The sequence below is a fragment of the Streptomyces sp. M41 genome, from assembly GCF_043673425.1.
Classification (GTDB): Bacteria; Actinomycetota; Actinomycetes; order Streptomycetales; family Streptomycetaceae; genus Streptomyces.
Genome location: NZ_JBIMKE010000001.1, coordinates 152,933 through 170,613, shown reverse-complemented (window position 1 = coordinate 170,613; position 17,681 = coordinate 152,933). Strand labels below are relative to the sequence as shown.

The following is a 17,681-nucleotide window of genomic DNA, read 5'->3' as shown; positions in this document are numbered from 1 at the left end:
CCTCACAGTGAGGCATGTGACACTGGCGTCCCGTCCGCAGTGCGGACCACCTCCGCACCGTCCCCCACGAAAAGTGCGCCGTGCGTTCTCTTCCCTTGCCGCTCGCCCTCACCGCACGTCTCTCGCCCGTCGTCGTGCTCGCCGCCGCCGGATGGTCGCTGTCGTCCGGACCGTTCGCCGCGACACCGGCCGCCGAGGAGCGGGCGACGCAGCGGACGGACGACGCCTCGCCCTCCGCCCCCGCCACCCAGGCGGTGTCGAAGACCTACGCCGACGCTCCCGGGCCGTGCGACAGCCTCGGTGCCAAGACGGTCAAGTCGCTCGTGCCGGGCGCCAAGACGGCCGGCAAGGAGCTCCCGTCGACCGACTCGAAGGCGCGCCGCACCTGCTCGTGGAATGCCCTCAAGGGCTACGACTACCGTTGGCTTGACGTGTCGTTCGAGATCACGGCGTCGGACGACGCGGCGGTGAAGTCCTTCAAGGAGCGCGTCGCGGCCAGGAGCGGCGGGGGCGAGGTCCCGGGGATCGGTGACGGCGGCTATTCCGTGGTCAACCTGACGACGGAGGACCAGCAGCAGACCCGGGAGGGCGTGGTGCTGGTCCGCGCCTCGAACGCACTGGTCTCCGTCACCTACAGCGGAAGCGACTTCGAGTCGAAGAAGGCGCCCTCGACCGACGACATCAACAAGGGCGCGATCAAGGCGGCCAAGGAAGCGGTGGCCGCCCTGGAGGACGGCCGCAAGGGCTGACCGTCCTCCGTAGGGTCCGGGCTCAGGTGTCGGCGCGTTCCCGGTGGCCGGCCATGAGCACCACGTACAGCACCAGCGAGGCCCCGAGGCCCACCGCCCAGCCGTAGTCGGCGAGCGGCTTGAGGAACGGGATCAGTCCGTCGGCCGGGAACGGCCCGGTCTTGGAGCCGTCGGCCGTGACGCCCGAGTAGGAGCCGCCGACAGCGAGGACACCGCCGACCAGGAAGGCGAGGATGGCCCGCCAGTTCCAGCCGGCGGCGTACCAGTAGCGTCCGCCCGGGGTGTACAGGTCGGCGAGATGCAGGACCGTGCGCCGGACGATCCAGTAGTCGGCGATCAGGATGCCCGCGACCGTGCCGAGGAGTCCGCCGACCACACCGAGCCAGGTGAAGATGTAGAACTCCGGCGTGGAGATCAGCTTCCACGGGAAGATCAGGATGCCGACGACACCGGTGATCAGCGCGCCGGTACGGAAGTTGATGAGTTTCGGCGCCAGGTTCGCGAGGTCGTAGGCCGGGGAGACGACGTTCGCCGCGATGTTCACCGAGACGGTGGCGACCAGGACGACGATCAGCGCGAACAGCAGGCCGAAGACACTGTCGGTCTTGGCGGCGAGGGTGACCGGGTCCCAGATCGCCTCGCCGTAGACGACCTCGGAACCGGAGGTGACCAGCACGGCGAGGATGGCGAACAGGGTCATCGTCGTGGGCAGTCCGAGCGACTGGCCCCAGGTCTGTGCCTTCTGGCTGGCGCCGAAGCGGGTGAAGTCGGGGATGTTGAGCGAGAGGGTCGCCCAGAATCCGATCATGCCCATGAGCGAGGGGAAGAAGACCGGCCAGAAGTCGGCGCCCCAGCCGAGCTTCGAGGGCTGGTCGAGCAGGGCGCCGAAGCCGTCCGCCTTGACCGCGATCCAGATGAGCAGCACGAAGGCGCCGACGATGACGAAGGGCGCGGCCCAGTTCTCGAAGTGCCGCAGGAAGTCCATGCCCCGGTAGATGATGGCGATCTGCACGGCCCAGAAGAGCAGGAAGCAGAGCCACAGCGGCCAGGGGTTGCCGGCGATCCGGCCGGCGTTCTCCCACTCGCCGCCGGTGAGTTTGGAGCCCAGCGCGAAGATGCCGCTGCCGCCGATCCAGGTCTGGATGCCGAACCAGCCGCAGGCCACGGCCGCCCGGATCATCGCCGGGATGTTGGCGCCGCGCAGCCCGAAGGAGGCCCGTGCCAGCACCGGGAAGGGGATGCCGTACTTGGGTCCGGCGTGCCCGGTGGCGAGCATCGGCAGCAGCACGATGACGTTGGCCAGGGCGATGGTGAAGACGGCCTGCTTCCAGTCCATGCCGAGCGCGACCAGGCCGGAGGCCAGGGTCCAGCTGGGGATGCAGTGGGCCATGGAGATCCACAGGGCCGCGAAGTTGTATGTCGTCCACTTGCGCTCGGCGACCGGGACGGGACGCAGATCCTCGTTGGCGAAGGGGCTGTCGGCGGGGAATACCTCGGGCGCGAGTTCTATGCGGCCGTCGGTTTGAGCGGACTGCGGTATCGGTGACCCCGTGGGGACGGTTTCTGTCATGAGCAGGCCAATCGACAGTGCTGGACGGAACGGACAGACAGGCCGTGCGAACCCCGCAGCCCTCCCCCGGCGGCGGGGAGGCCGGGACCGCGGGAGGGTGGCGAGGGGTGGGGGGTCGGGTGGCGGTGTGGTGCCGGGCGGGCCGGAACTCGGGCCCGCAGGTCAGGAGTTGATGGCAGCGCCCTCGGTCAGGAGTTGACCGCGGCGCCCTCGGCCAGGAGTTGACCGCAGGGCCCCTCGGTCAGGAGTTGACCGCGGGGATGACCTCCGAGGCGTAGGCGTCGATGACGGCTTCCTGCGCGTCGTGCATGTCGTAGACGGCGAACTGGTCGACGCCCAGCTCACGCAGCGCGTTCAGCTTCTCGATGTGCTTGTCGACCGGACCGATGACACAGAACCGGTCGACGATCTGATCGGGCACGAACGCGGTGTCGGGATTGTCGGCGCGCCCGTGGTGCGAGTAGTCGTAGCCCTCCCGGGCCTTGATGTAGTCGGTGAGTTCGTCGGGTACGGCGGCGGAGTGCTCCCCGTACCTGGAGACCAGGTCGGCGACGTGATTGCCGACCATCCCGCCGAACCAGCGGCACTGCTCGCGCGCGTGGGCGAGGGCCTCGGGCGAGTCGTCCGCGGTGACGTAGGCGGGGGCGGCGACACAGATCTTCACTTCGGAGGGGTCGCGGCCGGCGGCGACCGCCGCCTCCTTCACCGCCTTCACCATGTACTCGGTCAGATACAGGTCGGCGAGCTGGAGGATGAACCCGTCGGCCTCCTCGCCGGTCATCTTCAGCGCCTTGGGCCCGTACGCCGCCATCCAGACGGGGAGTTCGGCGCCCGGCTGGATCCAGGGGAACCTGACGACCGTACCGCCGCCGAGGTCGGCCTCCTCCCCACGGCCCAGCGCCCGGATGACCTTCATGGCGTCGCTGATCCGGGCGAGGGTGTTGGGCTTGCGGCCCGCGACGCGCATCGCGGAGTCGCCCCGGCCGATGCCGCAGACCGTGCGGTTGCCGAACATGTCGTTGAGCGTGGCGAAGGTGGAGGCCGTGACCTCCCAGGTGCGGGTGCCGGGGTTGGTCACCATCGTGCCGACCTTCAGCTTCTGCGTGTTGGCCAGGATCTGGCTGTAGATGACGAACGGCTCCTGCCACAGCACGGCCGAGTCGAACGTCCAGCCGTAGGTGAAGCCGCCGCGTTCGGCGCGCTTCATCAGGCTGACCACCCGCGAGGCCGGCGGGTCGGTCTGCAGGACGAGTCCGAAGTCCATGTGCTCCGCTCCTAGTTCAGGTACTGACAGGTGGAGCGGGGGGTGTAGACGCCGTGCCCGGCGCGCCCGGTGTACTCCCGCTCGGTGATGACGAATTCGCCGCGCGAGAGGACCGTCTCGACCCGGCCGGTGGTGCGCTTGCCCTCGTACGCCGAGTAGTCGACGTTCATGTGGTGGGTGTCGGCGGACATGACCTGCTCGGCCCCCGGGTCGTAGATCACGACGTCGGCGTCGGCGCCCGGTGCGATCGTGCCCTTCTTCGGGTACATGCCGAACATCCGGGCCGGGGTCGCGCAGGCGATCTCGATCCAGCGGCGGCGCGAGATGTGTCCGTCGACGACGGCCTGGTGCAGCAGGTCCATGCGGTTCTCGACGCCCGGCAGGCCGTTGGGGATCTTGGAGAAGTCGCCCCGGCCGAGTTCCTTCTGGCCCACGAAGCAGAACGGGCAGTGGTCGGTGGAGACCACCTGGAGGTCGTTGGTCCGCAGGCCCTTCCAGAGCTGGGCCTGGTGCTCCCTGGGCCGCAGGGGCGTGGAGCACACGTACTTGGCGCCCTCGAAGTCCGGCTCGGCGAGGTTGTCGGTGGACAGGAACAGATACTGCGGACAGGTCTCGCCGAAGACGTTCAGGCCCTCGTCGCGTGCCCGGGTGAGCTCGGCGACCGCCTCCGTCGCCGAGACGTGCACGACGTACAGCGGAGCCCCCGCGACCTGGGCGAGCCGGATGGCGCGATGGGTGGCCTCTGCCTCCAGCAGCGCCTTGCGCACCTGCCCGTGGTAGCGGGGGTCGGTCTCGCCGCGGGCGAGCGCCTGCTCGACCAGCACGTCGATCGCGATGCCGTTCTCGGCGTGCATCATGATCAGGCCACCGTTCTCGGCGGAGCGCTGCATGGCGCGCAGGATCTGGCCGTCGTCGGAGTAGAAGACGCCCGGGTAGGCCATGAACTGCTTGAAGCTGGTCACGCCCTCCTCGACCAGCAGATCCATCTCCTTGAGCGTCTCCTGGTTCACATCGGAGACGATCATGTGGAAGCCGTAGTCGATCGAGCAGTTGCCCTCCGCCTTGGCGTGCCAGGCGTCCAGGCCCTCGCGCAGGGTGTGCCCGACGCTCTGCACCGCGAAGTCGACGATCGTGGTGGTCCCGCCCCAGGCGGCGGCCCGGGTGCCGGTCTCGAAGGTGTCGGAGGCGAAGGTGCCGCCGAAGGGCAGCTCCATATGGGTGTGGACGTCGACGCCGCCCGGGATGACGTACTTCCCGGTGGCGTCGACGGTCCGCTCGGCTGCGAAGGCCTCGGCGGCCGGAGTGCCGGAGGCAGCGAGGGCGGCGATACGGCCGTCCTCGATCAGGACGTCGGCGTGGATCTCGTCGGACGCGGTGACGACGAGGCCACCACGGATGACGGTACGGCTGCTCATGCTCCCTCTCCTGCCATGCTCGACACTGCTGTGATTACGGGGCGGTGATCGGGTCGTAGGCGTCGGGACGGCGGTCCCGGAAGAACTGCCAGCGGTCGCGGACCTCGCGCAGCCTGGCCATGTCCAGGTCGCGGACGACGAGTTCGGTCTCCTTGTCGCTCGCCACCTCGCCGACGAACTGCGCCTGCGGGTCCACGAAGTACGAGGTCCCGTAGAAGTCGTTGTCGCCCAGGTCCTCGACCCCGACCCGGTTGATCGCGCCCACGAAGTACTCGTTGGCGACGGCCGCGGCCGGCTGCTCCAGCTGCCACAGATAGCGGGACAGGCCGCGCGAGGTCGCCGACGGGTTGAAGACGAGCTCGGCGCCCGCGAGGCCCAGCGCCCGCCAGCCCTCCGGGAAGTGGCGGTCGTAGCAGATGTAGACGCCGATCCGGCCGGCGGCGGTGTCGAAGACCGGCCAGCCGGCGTTGCCGGGGCGGAAGTAGAACTTCTCCCAGAAGCCCGGCACTTGGGGGATGTGGTGCTTGCGGTACTTGCCGAGGTACGAGCCGTCCGCGTCGATCACCGCGGCCGTGTTGTACAGGACGCCGGGCTGTTCCTCCTCGTACATCGGCAGCACCAGCACCAGCCCCAGCTCCGCGGCCAGCGCCTGGAAGCGCCGGACGATGGGGCCCTCGGGGATCTGCTCGGCGTACTCGTAGAACGCCTTGTCCTGGACCTGGCAGAAGTACGGCCCATAGAACAGCTCCTGGAAGCACAGGACCTGCGCGCCCTGCGCGGCCGCGTCGCGCGCCGCCTGCTCGTGGACCTCGATCATCGATTCCTTGTCGCCGGTCCAGGCGGTCTGGAAGATCGCGGCACGGATCACTCTGCTCATCGGGACCTCCGGTCGCTCGGTGTCCGAGGAGCGTAGAAAGCCCGCGAGCCCACTTTGAGTTGCACCGTGTCACGTCCGTGGGCGCGCGGCGTGCCACGGTGTCACCCGGTCGTGGAACCATGTCTCACCGCCGTTTTCCCAGGTCACTGCGTGTTTCAACCGTGTTGCGCGTCATGCGCGAGGAGTGCGATGTGCACCGAGGCGGCCTGCTCGAAGTCGTCGAGGTCCACTCCGAGCCGCGTCTGTATCGCCTCCAGGCGGCGGTACAGGGCGGGCCGCGAGACATGGTGGAGCTGGGCGGTACGGGACTTGTTGCGGCCGGTGGCGAGGTAGGTCCGCAGGACGGCGAGCAGGGCGCCCTCATCGTCGTCTCCCCCGCCCAGCAGTCCGTCCAACTCCCGTTCCGCGAAGGACTGCACATGCGGGTCGTCGCGCAGCAGCCGGACCAGGCCGCGCAGATGCACGTCCCTGAGTCGTACGACGGCCGGGAGGTCGAGGGCCGCCGAGGAGTCGGCCACGGCGTCGGCGACGTGCTGGGCCTCGCGCAGCCCGGCGGGCACGTCGTCCCACAGGGTGCGCGCGTCGGCGGCGGCGACGACGGCCGTGGCCGCGCCGGTCTCGGAGCGCGCCCGGGCGGCGAAGTTCGCGGTGAGCACCGCGGCCTCCTGGTCCCGGGCGAGGCTCAGCAGCACGGTGGAGGCTCCGTCCGCGAGTTCGGCGACGATTCCGGGCAGCCCCAGCATCCGCAGAACGCGCTCCAGCCGGTCCGCCTCGGCGTCCCGGACGACGAGCGGCACGAAGGTGCGCCGGTTCACGGGCAGTCCGGCGGCACGCGCGCGTGGCAGCAGCTGCCGTGCCGGTACGACGCCGCTGACCAGGTCGGTCAGCAGGCTCTGCGCGGACTGCTCCTCCCAGCTGTGCGCGGAGCTGCCGCCGAGCATGCGGTGCAGGACGAGGGCCTCGGCGGCCCGGTCGGCGAGCAGCCGTCCGGTGGCGGTGTCACCCCGGTAGCCGCACAGCATGATCCGGCCCCACCGCTCCCCGCGCCCGCCCAGTTCGGCGCGGATCCAGCCGTCGCCCTCGCTGCCTCCCCCAGTGCCTGAAAGTCCTGCGTGGTGCCCCCATGCCTGGCGGGCGATGCGCTCCCAGTCGCGCAGCACGTCGTCCACCGCCGACCGCTCCCCCGCGGTGGCGAGGACGCGGTGGGCGAGGTTGGTGACGACGACGGGGCAGGCGCTGTGCGCGGCGACCTCGTCGAGGAGGCGTTGCAGCGGGGCGCCGGCGGTGATGAGTCCGGTGAGCGCGGTCCGTACGGCTTCCGAGAGGCTGACGGCGGCGAACTTGCGCCGTACGAGCCGGGACTGCACCTCCTCGGTCAGCTCGGCGAACGGGAAGGGCCGGTGCAGGACGACCATGGGCAGCCCGCACCGCTCGGCCGCCCTGCGCATCACGGCCGGCGGCGAGGGGAATGCCCGGCCGAGGCCCAGGACGACGGCCGCGGCCTCCGCGCGGTGCAGGGAGCGGATGTACTCGGCCTGTTTGTCCTCGTCCCCGGCGAGCAGCACCCCGGTGGTGAGCACCATCTCGCCGCCGGTGAGCATCACCCCCACGTCCGGCGCCTCGGCGACATGCACCCAGCGCACCGGACGGTCGAGCTGGCCGGCACCGGCCACCACCTCGGGCTCCCCGGCCAGAACCCGCTCCAGGCCGAGGACCTGACGGACGGACAGGGCGGGTTCCACAGGTTCCGCCGGCCGCGGGGGCTCCGAGGTGGTGGTCATGGCGTGCTTCCCTTGCTCGGGTGGGTCCTGCTAGATGCTCCTCAGAGCGTTCTCCAGGATCGCGGCGCCTTCCTCGGCCTCCGCGACGGTGAGGGACAGGGGCGGGGCGACGCGCAGCGAACTGGTGTTGTGCCCGCCGCCCTTGCCGATGAGCAGGCCGCCCGCACGGGCCGCCTCCAGCACGGCGGACGCCGCGGCCGGGTCGGCCTCGTCCGTGCCGGGCCGGGTGATCTCGACGCCCAGCATCAGACCCCGGCCGCGCACCTCCCGTACGTGCGGCACCTGTGCGGCGACGCCGCGCAGCCGCTCCAGGAGCAGTCCGCCGACCCGCCGGGCGTTGCCCTGGAGGTCGTGTTCCAGCAGGTAGTTGAGGTTGGCGAGGCCGGCCGCCATGGTGATCTGGGTGCCGCCGAACGTCGAGATGCTGTTGGCGTCCAGGCAGTTCATGATCTCGGCGCGGGCGACGACACCGCCGATGGACATTCCGTTGCCGATGCCCTTGGCGAAGGTAAGGATGTCCGGCGGTCCGGACCGGCCGTGCGCCTGCCAGCCCCAGAAGTGTTCGCCGGTGCGGCCCCAGCCGGTCTGCACCTCGTCGGCGATCCACAGGATGCCGCGCTCGGCGAGCACCTCGCGGAAGGCGGCGTAGAGCCCGTCGGGCCCGGAGGTGAAGCCGCCGACGCCCTGGATGGGCTCGGCGATCAGCGCGGCGGGCGGACGGGTGTGGCCGAGGAGGTCCTTGAGGTCGTCGACGCAGGCCGCGATGAAGTCGGCGTCGCTGAGCGCGGCGTACGGGCCGCGGGTGCGGACGCCGCCGTGGACGTAGAGGGTCTGCAGCGGTGACAGCGCGGTCGGGGACCAGCCGCGGTTGCCGGTGATGCCGACCGCGCTGAAGGACCGGCCGTGGTAGCTGTTGCGCATCGCGAGGACGGTGTTGCTCTGCCGGTAGGTCGTCGCGAGCAGCAGGGCGGTGTCGTTGGCCTCGGTGCCGGAGGTGGTGAAGAAGACCCGGGCGTCCGGGACGCCGCTCAACTGGCCGATACGTTCGGCGAGTTCGATCATGGGCCGGTTGAGGTACAGGGTGGAGGAGTGGACGATCCGCCCGGCCTGCTCGCTCACCGCCTTGGTCACCTCGGGCAGGGCGTGCGCGGTCATCGTCGTGAGGATGCCACCGAAGAAGTCGAGGTAGCGGTTGCCCTCGGCGTCCCAGACGTGGCGGCCCTCGCCGTGGGTGATCTCCAGCGGTTCCTCGTAGTACAGGGCGAGCCAGTCCGGCATGACGGCGCGGTGGCGGCCCAGCAGGTCCTTGGTCACGGCTGTACCAGCCCTTCGTAGGCGTCGGGGCGGCGGTCGCGGTAGAAGGCCCACTGCTGCCGCACCTCTTCGATGACGTCGAAGTCGAGGTCGCGCACGATCAGTTCCTCGGTCTTGTCGCTGGCGACCTCGCCGACGAACTGGCCGCGCGGGTCGACGAAGTACGACGTCCCGTAGAAGTCGTTGTCGCCGTACTCCTCGACGCCGACGCGGTTGATCGCGGCGACGAAGTACTCGTTGGCGACGGCGGCGGCCGGCTGCTCCAGGCGCCAGAGGTAGGAGGACAGGCCGCGGTGGGTGGCCGAGGGGTTGTAGACGAGCTGGGCGCCGTTCAGGCCGAGTTGGCGCCAGCCCTCGGGGAAGTGGCGGTCGTAGCAGATGTAGACGCCGACCTTGCCGACGGCGGTGTCGAACACCGGCCAGCCGAGGTTGCCGGGCTTGAAGTAGTACTTCTCCCAGAAGCCCTTGACCTGCGGGATGTGGTGCTTGCGGTACTTGCCGAGGACGCTGCCGTCGGCGTCGATCACGACCGCGGTGTTGTAGTAGAAGCCCGACTGCTCGACCTCGAAGACCGGCACGACGACGACCATGCCGGTCTCGCGGGCGAGGTCCTGCATACGGCGCACGGTCGGCCCGTCGGGGACCGGCTCGGCCCAGCGGTAGTGCTCCGGCTCCTGAACCTGACAGAAGTAGGGGGCGTTGAACACTTCCTGGAAGCCGATGATCCTGGCGCCCTGCCGAGCCGCCTCGCGGGCGTGCTCCTCGTGCTTCGCCACCATGGACTCGGTGTCGCCGGTCCAGGTGGCCTGGACCAGGGCGGCACGTACGACGTTGGCCATGAGCTGCTCCTTCGACGGGACGTCAGAGCCTCTACGCCCGTAGAGGGGGGCCGTAGAGGCTCGAAAGTAAGCCCCTGGAACAGCCTTGCCAAGACCATCGTCGTTAACCCGCTGACTCGATCACGTTTCACACTCCAGTGGGTGACCGATGGGGCCGGTGGGACGGGTGGGGCGGGATCGTCAGGGCGTGAAGCCCGCCACGCGCAAGGCGTGGACGAGATCCCAGTGACGCTCGTCCGAGATGCCCCGGGCGGCCTCCAGCAGCAGCGGCACGAGGGTCCGGGGGTCGGATGCCGCGCTGCGGGCGGCCTCCTCGGGGGTGCGGACACCGACGTACGCGGCGAGCAGCGCGCGGACCTCACGGCCCCGCCCCTCCCGGGTCAGCGCGACCACGGCCCTTGCGACCTCGTCCGCGGGCCGCGCGACGCCCTGCCGGAGGATCTGCTCGGCGTCGTCCGCCCGCCCCGCCACGGTCAGCGCGTCGGCCGCGGCGACGAGCCGCTCCGCGGGCAAGGAGGCGGCCTCCCACAACAGGGTCGCCCAGTCGGCGCCGAGACCGGCCCGCTCCATCTCGACGGCGAGCGCCGGAAAGCGAGGGGCGGGCCAGTACGCGGCCTCCACGAGCAGCGCATGCGCCTCCCCGCTGCGCCCCTCACGGCGCAGCCGGACCAGCGTCCGCACGGTCCGGGCCACCTCGCCCCGCGCTCCCACGTCCAGCGCCTCCTCCGCCTCGGCCCGCTCCTGCGGCACCCCTACGGTCCCGTCGTCGTCTGCGGCCCCGGCGAAACGGGCCCCGCGCGGCGTGCGGCGCGCGGTGGCGGGCTGGGTGGGGAGGGTGGGCGCGGCGGCCGGCGGTACGACGACGGGGGCGGCCTCCTCCTCGACGACCCCGGCGAAACGGGCCCCGCCCCGGCGGCGTTTGCGCTGCTTGGGGGTGGCGGGCCGGTCCGGATCGGCGGCGGGGCCGGGGTTCGAGTGAGGTGCCGGTGCCGGTGCGAGGTGGGGGTGGGCATCGAGGGTGCGGGGGGCCGTCGGAGCCGGGTCGGGGACGTGACCGTGGGCGCGCGTCGCGCGGCGGTCCAGGTCCGCCATGCGGGAGCGGAGTTCGGCGCACCGGGCGGTTGCCCGTTCGTGGTCGTCGTGGGCCCAGGCGAGGTCGAGGCGGATCGCCTCGGCCTCCTCCCGGCTGGTGGCGGCGGCGAGCGACCGGCTCAGTTCCGTCTGCCTTTCCACGGCGTAGCGCTGTTCGCGGAGCATGACGTCGAGCCGGTCCCCGAGGGCTTCCCGCGCGCCCGGCCGGGCGTCGGACTCGGTGAGGGCGGCGGCGTGCAGGGCGCGGGCGCGTTCCGTCTCGGGGCCGGCGACGCCGGGGCCGTACCGGGCGGCGAGGTCGTCCAGCAGGGACTCCACCACGTCCCAGGGCGGCAGCTCACGCCCGTCGAGGCAGGCCCGCATGCCGTCCGGGTCCCGGTGCCAGAACACACCGCACCAGCCGCCGCCCTGGTCCAGGCGCGCCAGAAGACCGCCCAGGTGGTCCACGAACTCCCGTATCCGAGCCGGGAGTTGTTCTACTGCCATCGCCCAACTCCCGCCAGACCGGAGCACTCCGGTCCGCTAGGCAACACCAGCCGTGTTACGAACGCGCTACGGGAAGTTTTCGGACTGAACGCAGAGTACGCCGCACCTGGCGGAACGTGACGTGCGGGCCCGTCAGGCGACGGCCTCGACGACCGGTGTGCACCGCCCGGCCAGTTCGTCCATCGACAGCCCGAGGGCCGCCGCCAGCGCGGCCACCGTGAAGAAGGCGGGGGTCGGCGCGCGACCGGTCTCGATCTTGCGCAGCGTCTCGGCGGAGATGCCGGCGCTCGCCGCGACCTCCGTCATGCTGCGGCCACCACGGGCCTCGCGGAGCAGACGGCCGAGCCGCTCGCCGCGTTCACGCTCTTCGGGGGTGAGAGGGGTGCGCACCATGCCCCCATTCTAATACCGCCTTCCACCACCGGCCCCCCATTCAAATACCGGTATAGTAATTGGCATGGTGGAACTGAAGACGGACACGTCGATCGATGCGATGTACGCGGCCGGGCAGGTCGTGGGCCAGGCCCTGACAGCGGTGCGGAACGCCGCCGACGTGGGGGTTTGTCTGCTCGAACTGGACGAGGTGGCACGCGGGGTGCTGCGCGCGGCGGGGGCGGCCTCCCCCTTCCTCGGCTACCGCCCCGCCTTCGCGCCCGTGCCCTTCCCCGCGGTTATCTGCGCCTCGGTGAACGACGCGATCGTGCATGGCATCCCGAACGGCTACCGGCTGCGCGACGGCGACCTGGTCTCCATCGACTGCGGCGCCGAACTGGACGGCTGGGCGGGCGACTCGGCGATCAGCTTCACGGTCGGCACCCCGCGCCCGGCCGACATACGCCTGGTCGAGACGGCGGAGCGGGCGCTGGCGGCGGGCATCGAGGCGGCCGTGGTGGGCAACCGCATCGGCGACATCGCCCACGCGATCGGTTCGGTGTGCCGGACGGCCGGGTACGGCATCCCGGACGGGTTCGGCGGCCACGGCATCGGCCGCAAGATGCACGAGGATCCATCGGTGCCGAACGAGGGCCGCCCGGGCCGGGGCACGCTCCTGCGCCACGGCATGGCCCTCGCCATCGAGCCGATGGTCATCGCGAGCGGCAGGGACGGCTACCACGCGGCCCCGGACGGCTGGACCCTGCGCACGAACGACGGCTCCCGCGCGGCCCACACGGAGCACACGGTGGCGATCACGGAAACGGGCCCACGCATCCTGACGGCACGGTGACCGTGGGCGGGCGTTGGGCGGGCCATGGGCGAGGCCGCCCGGCACGACCCTGGCCCGCGGCCCCACGGCGGGCCATACGGCCTTACGCACAGGAACCCCTAGGCGGGAGCTCGCCGCGCTCCGGTGGGGCGGTAGTGGGCGGGGCGATGTCGGGTGAGGCGGGCGGTGTTGGGCGGGGCCGGGCGCGGTTTCGATGCATCCGAGGATCGAGAGGTTTCGGTCAGCCGGGGCAGAGCCCGGTCTCGGTCATGCCGAGGAGTTCGGCCGCACAGCAGTACGCCACATCCCGATCGCGCCCGTCGCAGGAGCGCCGGCTTCGCCCCGCACGGCCGTACGCGGCTCGGCACATCCCCAACCGCCGCCCGCCGGCACGTGGTCGCACTTCCGGGCCCCAGCATGCACGGAAGCCGCCCCAGCGCACCGGCCACCGCCGCGCCCCGACCCCCGTTCCCCTGACCCGCCACACTCCGGCACCGCACCCTGCCGCTCCTCGGCACCCCCCCGGTCCAGCACCTGCTCCCCCGTCTCTCCTCCCCCACCCCGCTGAAGGTGCCCCCAGCCCCCGTTCATGCGAAGGTTTTACGCATACGCGGCCAGGTGTAACCGGCTTCCGCCCGGGTTACCCGATTCCGGCACGTCGATCAGCGAGGGCGACCCTGCCCGCGCAGGGACGCCGGATGGGAACGCCATGACCAGCGGCTTCAGTGGTGGTCCGGACGACTACGACCCCTTCGGAGAATTCCTCGCCCGTTTCTTCGGCGGACCGCGCCCCGGCCCCCGGCAGATCGACATCGGCCGGCTGCTCAGTCAGCCGGCCCGGGAGCTGGTGCGGGGCGCCGCCCAGTACGCCGCCGAGCACGGCAGCCGCGATCTGGACACCCAGCATCTGCTGCGCGCCGCTCTGTCCGCCGAGCCGACCAGGAGTCTGCTCACCCGGGCCGGCGCGGACCCGGACTCGCTGGCGACGGAGATCGACGAGCGGTCGGGGCCGGCCCAGCACCCGCCGGGCGAGGCCCCGCCGCCGACCTCGCTCTCCCTGACCCCGGCCGCCAAGCGCGCCCTGCTGGACGCGCACGACCTGGCCCGCGCGCGGGGCGCCGGTCACATCGGCCCGGAGCATGTGCTCAGCGCCCTCGCCGCGAACCCGGACTCCGCGGCGGGACACATCCTCAACGCCGCCCGGTTCGCCCCCACGCCCATGCCCCCCGAGGCAGCGGACAGCACCCAGAGCCGTCGCGGCGGCGACCAGCGGCCACGCGTCGACACCGGTACGCCCACCCTGGACAAGTACGGCCGCGACCTCACCGACCTCGCCCGCCGGGGCCGTATCGACCCGGTGATCGGGCGGGACGAGGAGATCGAGCAGACCGTCGAGGTGCTCTCCCGGCGCGGCAAGAACAACCCGGTGCTGATCGGCGACGCGGGCGTCGGCAAGACGGCGATCGTGGAGGGCCTGGCCCAGCGGATCGCCGACGCCGACGTACCCGACGTGCTCAGCGGCCGGCGCGTGGTCGCGCTCGACCTGACCGGCGTGGTGGCGGGCACCCGCTACCGGGGCGACTTCGAGGAACGCCTCAACAACATCGTCGGCGAGATCCGCTCGCACTCCGACCGGCTGATCGTCTTCATCGACGAGCTGCACACCGTCGTAGGGGCCGGAGGCGGCGGCGAGGGCGGCTCCATGGACGCCGGGAACATCCTCAAGCCGGCGCTGGCCCGCGGCGAGCTGCACATCGTCGGCGCCACCACCCTGGAGGAGTACCGCAGGATCGAGAAGGACGCGGCGCTCTCCCGCCGCTTCCAGCCGATCCTCGTCCCCGAGCCGACCACCGCGGACGCGATCGAGATCCTGCGCGGCCTGCGCGACCGCTACGAGGCCCACCACCAGGTCCGCTACACCGACGAGGCGCTCGTCGCCGCCGTGGAGCTGTCGGACCGCTATCTCACCGACCGCCGGCTGCCGGACAAGGCGATCGACCTGATCGACCAGGCGGGCGCCCGCGTCCGGCTGCGGGCGCGCACCAAGGGCACCGACGTACGGGCCATGGAGCGCGAGGTCGAGCAGCTCTACCGGGACAAGGACCAGGCGGTCGCAGACGAGCTGTACGAGCAGGCGACGCAACTGCGTGACCGCATCGTGGAGTTGCGCAAGCGCATCACGGAGGCGTCCGACAACGAGGAGGTCGACGAGGGGCAGCACCTGGAGGTCACCACCGAGGCGATCGCGGAGGTCGTCTCCCGGCAGACCGGCATCCCGGTGAGCAGTCTCACCGAGGAGGAGAAGGACCGGCTGCTGGGCCTGGAGGAGCATCTGCACCACCGGGTCATCGGTCAGGACGAGGCGGTTCGCGTGGTCTCCGACGCGGTGCTGCGCTCCCGGGCCGGACTCGCGAGCCCGCACCGGCCGATCGGCAGCTTCCTCTTCCTCGGGCCGACCGGCGTCGGCAAGACCGAGCTGGCCCGGGCGCTCGCCGAGGCGCTGTTCGGCAGCGAGGAGCGCATGGTCCGGCTGGACATGAGCGAGTACCAGGAGCGGCACACGGTGAGCCGTCTCGTCGGCGCCCCGCCCGGCTATGTCGGGCACGAGGAGGCGGGGCAGCTCACGGAGGTCGTACGCCGCCACCCGTACTCCCTGCTGCTGCTCGACGAGGTCGAGAAGGCCCACCCGGACGTCTTCAACATCCTGCTCCAGGTCCTGGACGACGGCAGGCTGACCGACTCCCAGGGCCGGACCGTCGACTTCACCAACACGGTCATCGTGATGACCAGCAACCTCGGCTCCGAGGCGATCAGCCGGGGCGGCGCCGGGATCGGCTTCGGCAGCGGGGGCGCGCAGGCCGACGAGGAGGCGCGGCGCGAGCGGATCATGCGGCCGTTGCGCGAGCACTTCCGCCCGGAGTTCCTCAACCGCATCGACGAGATCGTCGTCTTCCGCCAGCTCACCCCCGAGCAACTGGAGCGGATCACCAATCTGCTGCTCGACCAGACCCGTGGTCTGCTGCGGGCCCAGGGCGTCTCCGTCGACTTCACCGGTGCGGCCGTCGACTGGCTCTCCGAGCGCGGCTACCAGCCCGAGTACGGGGCTCGGCCGCTGCGCCGCACCATCCAGAAGGAGGTCGACAACCAGCTGTCGCGGCTGCTGCTGGACGGCCGGATCGGCGCCGGTGGCCAGGTCACGGTGGACGTGGAGGACGGACGGCTCGCCTTCCGCACGGAAGAGCTGCCGCCCGCCCCCGAATTGTGACGCACCGCGCCCGGCAGGGCGCTACGACGCGGGCCGTACGACCATCGCCGAGCCGCCGCCTCGCCGTACGGTCTCGGCCGCCGCCAGCCACTTTCCGTTCGGCAGCCGCTGCACCCCGGTGGCGGCGCCGATCTCGGGGTTCTGCCGGAAGGCGTGTCCGATGGCTTCCAGCTCGGCCCGCACCGGGCTGTTCCACAGGCCCGGTTCGAGTTCGGTGGTGGTCTGGTTGCGCTGGCTGGCGCGCGGTGCGGCGATCGCGTCGACCAGCGGGAGGCCACGGTCGACGAGGCCGGTCAGCGTCTGGAGCACGGTGGTGATGATGGTCGCGCCACCGGGCGAGCCGAGTGCCACGACGGGCTTGTGGTGCTTGTCGAGCACGATCGTCGGCGCCATCGAGGAGCGCGGGCGCTTGCCCGGACCCGGCAGGTTGGGGTCGTGGACGGCCGGGTTCGCGGGGGTGAAGGAGAAGTCCGTGAGCTCGTTGTTGAGGATGAACCCGCGGCCCGGGACGGTGATGCCGCTGCCGCCGGTCTGCTCGATGGTGAGCGTGTAGGAGACGACGTTGCCCCACTTGTCGGCGACCGTGAGATGGGTCGTGCTGTCGCCCTCGTACGTGGTCGGGGCCGCCGTACCGCCGGCGTCGCAGGCGGCCGGGTCGCGCGGGTCACCGGGCGCGACCGGGCTCGTCAGCACCGCGTCGTCCTTGATCAGGCAGGCGCGCGAGTCGGCGTACCGCTGCGAGAGCAGTCCCGCCGTCGGTACGTCCTCGAAGGCCGGGTCGCCGACCCAGCGCCCGCGGTCGGCGAAGGCGATGCGGCTGGCCTCGATGTAGCGGTGCAGGTACTGGGCCTTGCTCGCCCTCGAGAGGTTCGTCCGCTCAAGCATGTTGAGGGCCTCCCCGACCGTCGTGCCGCCGGAGGAGGAGGGCGCCATGGAGTAGACGCCGAGACCGCGGTAGGAGGCTTTGGTGGGCGCCTGGGACTTGACCCGGTAGCCGGCCAGGTCCCTGGCGGACAGGTCGCCGGGGCGGGCGTTCCAGCCGGAGGCGGGGTCGACCGGCGGCTTGTTGACCGTGTCGACGATGTCATCGGCGATGTCACCGCGGTAGAGGGCGTCGACGCCGCGCCTGGCCAACTGGGCGTAGGTGCGGGCGAGATCGGGGTTCTTGAAGGTGGAGCCGACGACCGGGAGCGCCCCGTTCGGCAGGAACAGCTCGGCGGTGTCCGGGAAGTGGCGGAACCGGCTCTCGTTGGCGGCGGTCTGCGCGCGGAACGTGGCGTCGACGACGAAGCCGTCCCGGGCCAGCCGCTCGGCGGGCTTCAGCAGACTGCCGAGCCGTTTGCTCCCCCATGTGTCCAGCGCCTTCTGCCAGGTGGCGGGCGTGCCGGGGGTGCCGACGCTCAGGCCGCTGGTGACGGCCTCGGCGAACGGGATCGCCGTGCCGTTCTCCATGAAGAGGTCGGAGCCGGCGCTCAGCGGCGCGGTCTCGCGGCCGTCGATGGTCCGCACGCTGCGGGAGGCGGCGTCGTAGTAGACGAAGTAGCCGCCGCCTCCGATACCCGCGGAGTAGGGCTCGGTGACGCCGAGCGCCGCAGCGGTCGCCACGGCGGCGTCGACGGCGTTGCCGCCGTGGCGCAGCACCTCGATGCCGGCCGCGGAGGCGTCCGCGTCGACGCTCGACACCGCGCCTCCGTAGCCGACGGCGACGGGCACTTTCTCGACGGTGTCGGTGGCGCCCGGCGGCGCTGCCGCCCCCACCGAGACCACGGCGGCCGAGACCGCCAGGACCGACAGTTTCCGCACGACAGGGCGACGCATTCGCACC

The 17,681-nt window shown here is 71.5% G+C and carries 13 protein-coding genes; 3 read left to right on the top strand and 10 right to left on the bottom strand.

The annotated features are described in order from the left end of the window. Positions 1–80 precede the first annotated feature (80 nt). A complete protein-coding gene (locus tag ACHBTE_RS00800) occupies positions 81–749 on the top strand; it encodes a hypothetical protein (RefSeq protein WP_394721262.1) in 669 nt (222 codons plus the stop codon). Between the two features lie 22 nt (positions 750–771). On the opposite strand, the gene ACHBTE_RS00795 is transcribed toward ACHBTE_RS00800, so the two are convergent. The 9 genes from ACHBTE_RS00795 to ACHBTE_RS00755 form a co-directional block, all read right to left on the bottom strand. Continuing rightward, positions 772–2,319: an NCS1 family nucleobase:cation symporter-1 gene (locus ACHBTE_RS00795; RefSeq protein ID WP_394721261.1), complete on the bottom strand. Its 1,548-nt coding sequence runs from the start codon at positions 2,317–2,319 to the stop codon at positions 772–774. A 241-nt stretch (positions 2,320–2,560) separates the two neighbouring features. Then, positions 2,561–3,583 (bottom strand): TIGR03842 family LLM class F420-dependent oxidoreductase, encoded by a 1,023-nt coding sequence (locus ACHBTE_RS00790; RefSeq protein ID WP_394721260.1) that lies wholly within the window; start codon positions 3,581–3,583, stop codon positions 2,561–2,563. A gap of 11 nt (positions 3,584–3,594) precedes the next feature. After that, entirely contained in the window at positions 3,595–4,998 is a 1,404-nt protein-coding gene (gene hydA / locus ACHBTE_RS00785; RefSeq protein WP_394721259.1) for a dihydropyrimidinase, read from the bottom strand. A 34-nt stretch (positions 4,999–5,032) separates the two neighbouring features. Next, positions 5,033–5,875: a nitrilase-related carbon-nitrogen hydrolase gene (locus ACHBTE_RS00780; RefSeq protein ID WP_394721258.1), complete on the bottom strand. Its 843-nt coding sequence runs from the start codon at positions 5,873–5,875 to the stop codon at positions 5,033–5,035. 155 nt (positions 5,876–6,030) lie between these two features. Continuing rightward, positions 6,031–7,656: a PucR family transcriptional regulator gene (locus ACHBTE_RS00775; protein ID WP_394721257.1), complete on the bottom strand. Its 1,626-nt coding sequence runs from the start codon at positions 7,654–7,656 to the stop codon at positions 6,031–6,033. 30 nt (positions 7,657–7,686) lie between these two features. Further along, the gene (locus ACHBTE_RS00770; protein ID WP_394721256.1) at positions 7,687–8,970 is read right to left on the bottom strand and encodes an aspartate aminotransferase family protein; all 1,284 of its coding nucleotides are present in this window, start codon (positions 8,968–8,970) and stop codon (positions 7,687–7,689) included. Next, positions 8,967–9,809: a nitrilase-related carbon-nitrogen hydrolase gene (locus ACHBTE_RS00765; RefSeq protein ID WP_394721255.1), complete on the bottom strand. Its 843-nt coding sequence runs from the start codon at positions 9,807–9,809 to the stop codon at positions 8,967–8,969. Before ACHBTE_RS00765 ends, ACHBTE_RS00770 begins: the two co-directional genes overlap by 4 nt. Positions 9,810–9,989: 180 nt before the next feature. Continuing rightward, entirely contained in the window at positions 9,990–11,387 is a 1,398-nt protein-coding gene (locus ACHBTE_RS00760; protein ID WP_394721254.1) for a hypothetical protein, read from the bottom strand. 132 nt (positions 11,388–11,519) lie between these two features. Beyond that, the gene (locus ACHBTE_RS00755) at positions 11,520–11,780 is read right to left on the bottom strand and encodes a helix-turn-helix domain-containing protein (RefSeq protein ID WP_394721253.1); all 261 of its coding nucleotides are present in this window, start codon (positions 11,778–11,780) and stop codon (positions 11,520–11,522) included. Between the two features lie 64 nt (positions 11,781–11,844). Here ACHBTE_RS00755 and map point away from each other — a divergent pair, with 64 nt between their 5' ends. Together map and ACHBTE_RS00745 are read left to right on the top strand one after the other, a co-directional pair. Next, complete coding sequence (map, locus tag ACHBTE_RS00750) at positions 11,845–12,612, top strand: type I methionyl aminopeptidase (RefSeq protein WP_394721252.1); 768 nt, start codon at positions 11,845–11,847, stop codon at positions 12,610–12,612. A 688-nt stretch (positions 12,613–13,300) separates the two neighbouring features. Then, positions 13,301–15,856, top strand: a complete 2,556-nt coding sequence (locus ACHBTE_RS00745) for an ATP-dependent Clp protease ATP-binding subunit (protein WP_394721251.1) — start codon at positions 13,301–13,303, stop codon at positions 15,854–15,856. A gap of 21 nt (positions 15,857–15,877) precedes the next feature. Here the strand turns inward: ACHBTE_RS00745 and ggt are convergent, their stop codons facing one another. Then, on the bottom strand, positions 15,878–17,674 hold the full coding sequence (gene ggt / locus ACHBTE_RS00740; RefSeq protein WP_394721250.1) for a gamma-glutamyltransferase: 1,797 nt from the start codon (positions 17,672–17,674) through the stop codon (positions 15,878–15,880). Positions 17,675–17,681: the final 7 nt, after the last annotated feature.

Coding starts and splice junctions, on each gene's coding strand:
- ggt (WP_394721250.1), bottom strand. CDS start 17,674: ATGCGTCGCCCTGTCGTGCGGAAACTGTCGGTCCTGGCGGTCTCGGCC.
- ACHBTE_RS00760 (WP_394721254.1), bottom strand. CDS start 11,387: ATGGCAGTAGAACAACTCCCGGCTCGGATACGGGAGTTCGTGGACCAC.
- map (WP_394721252.1), top strand. CDS start 11,845: ATGGTGGAACTGAAGACGGACACGTCGATCGATGCGATGTACGCGGCC.
- ACHBTE_RS00775 (WP_394721257.1), bottom strand. CDS start 7,656: ATGACCACCACCTCGGAGCCCCCGCGGCCGGCGGAACCTGTGGAACCC.
- ACHBTE_RS00780 (WP_394721258.1), bottom strand. CDS start 5,875: ATGAGCAGAGTGATCCGTGCCGCGATCTTCCAGACCGCCTGGACCGGC.
- hydA (WP_394721259.1), bottom strand. CDS start 4,998: ATGAGCAGCCGTACCGTCATCCGTGGTGGCCTCGTCGTCACCGCGTCC.
- ACHBTE_RS00795 (WP_394721261.1), bottom strand. CDS start 2,319: ATGACAGAAACCGTCCCCACGGGGTCACCGATACCGCAGTCCGCTCAA.
- ACHBTE_RS00745 (WP_394721251.1), top strand. CDS start 13,301: ATGACCAGCGGCTTCAGTGGTGGTCCGGACGACTACGACCCCTTCGGA.
- ACHBTE_RS00755 (WP_394721253.1), bottom strand. CDS start 11,780: ATGGTGCGCACCCCTCTCACCCCCGAAGAGCGTGAACGCGGCGAGCGG.
- ACHBTE_RS00765 (WP_394721255.1), bottom strand. CDS start 9,809: ATGGCCAACGTCGTACGTGCCGCCCTGGTCCAGGCCACCTGGACCGGC.
- ACHBTE_RS00790 (WP_394721260.1), bottom strand. CDS start 3,583: ATGGACTTCGGACTCGTCCTGCAGACCGACCCGCCGGCCTCGCGGGTG.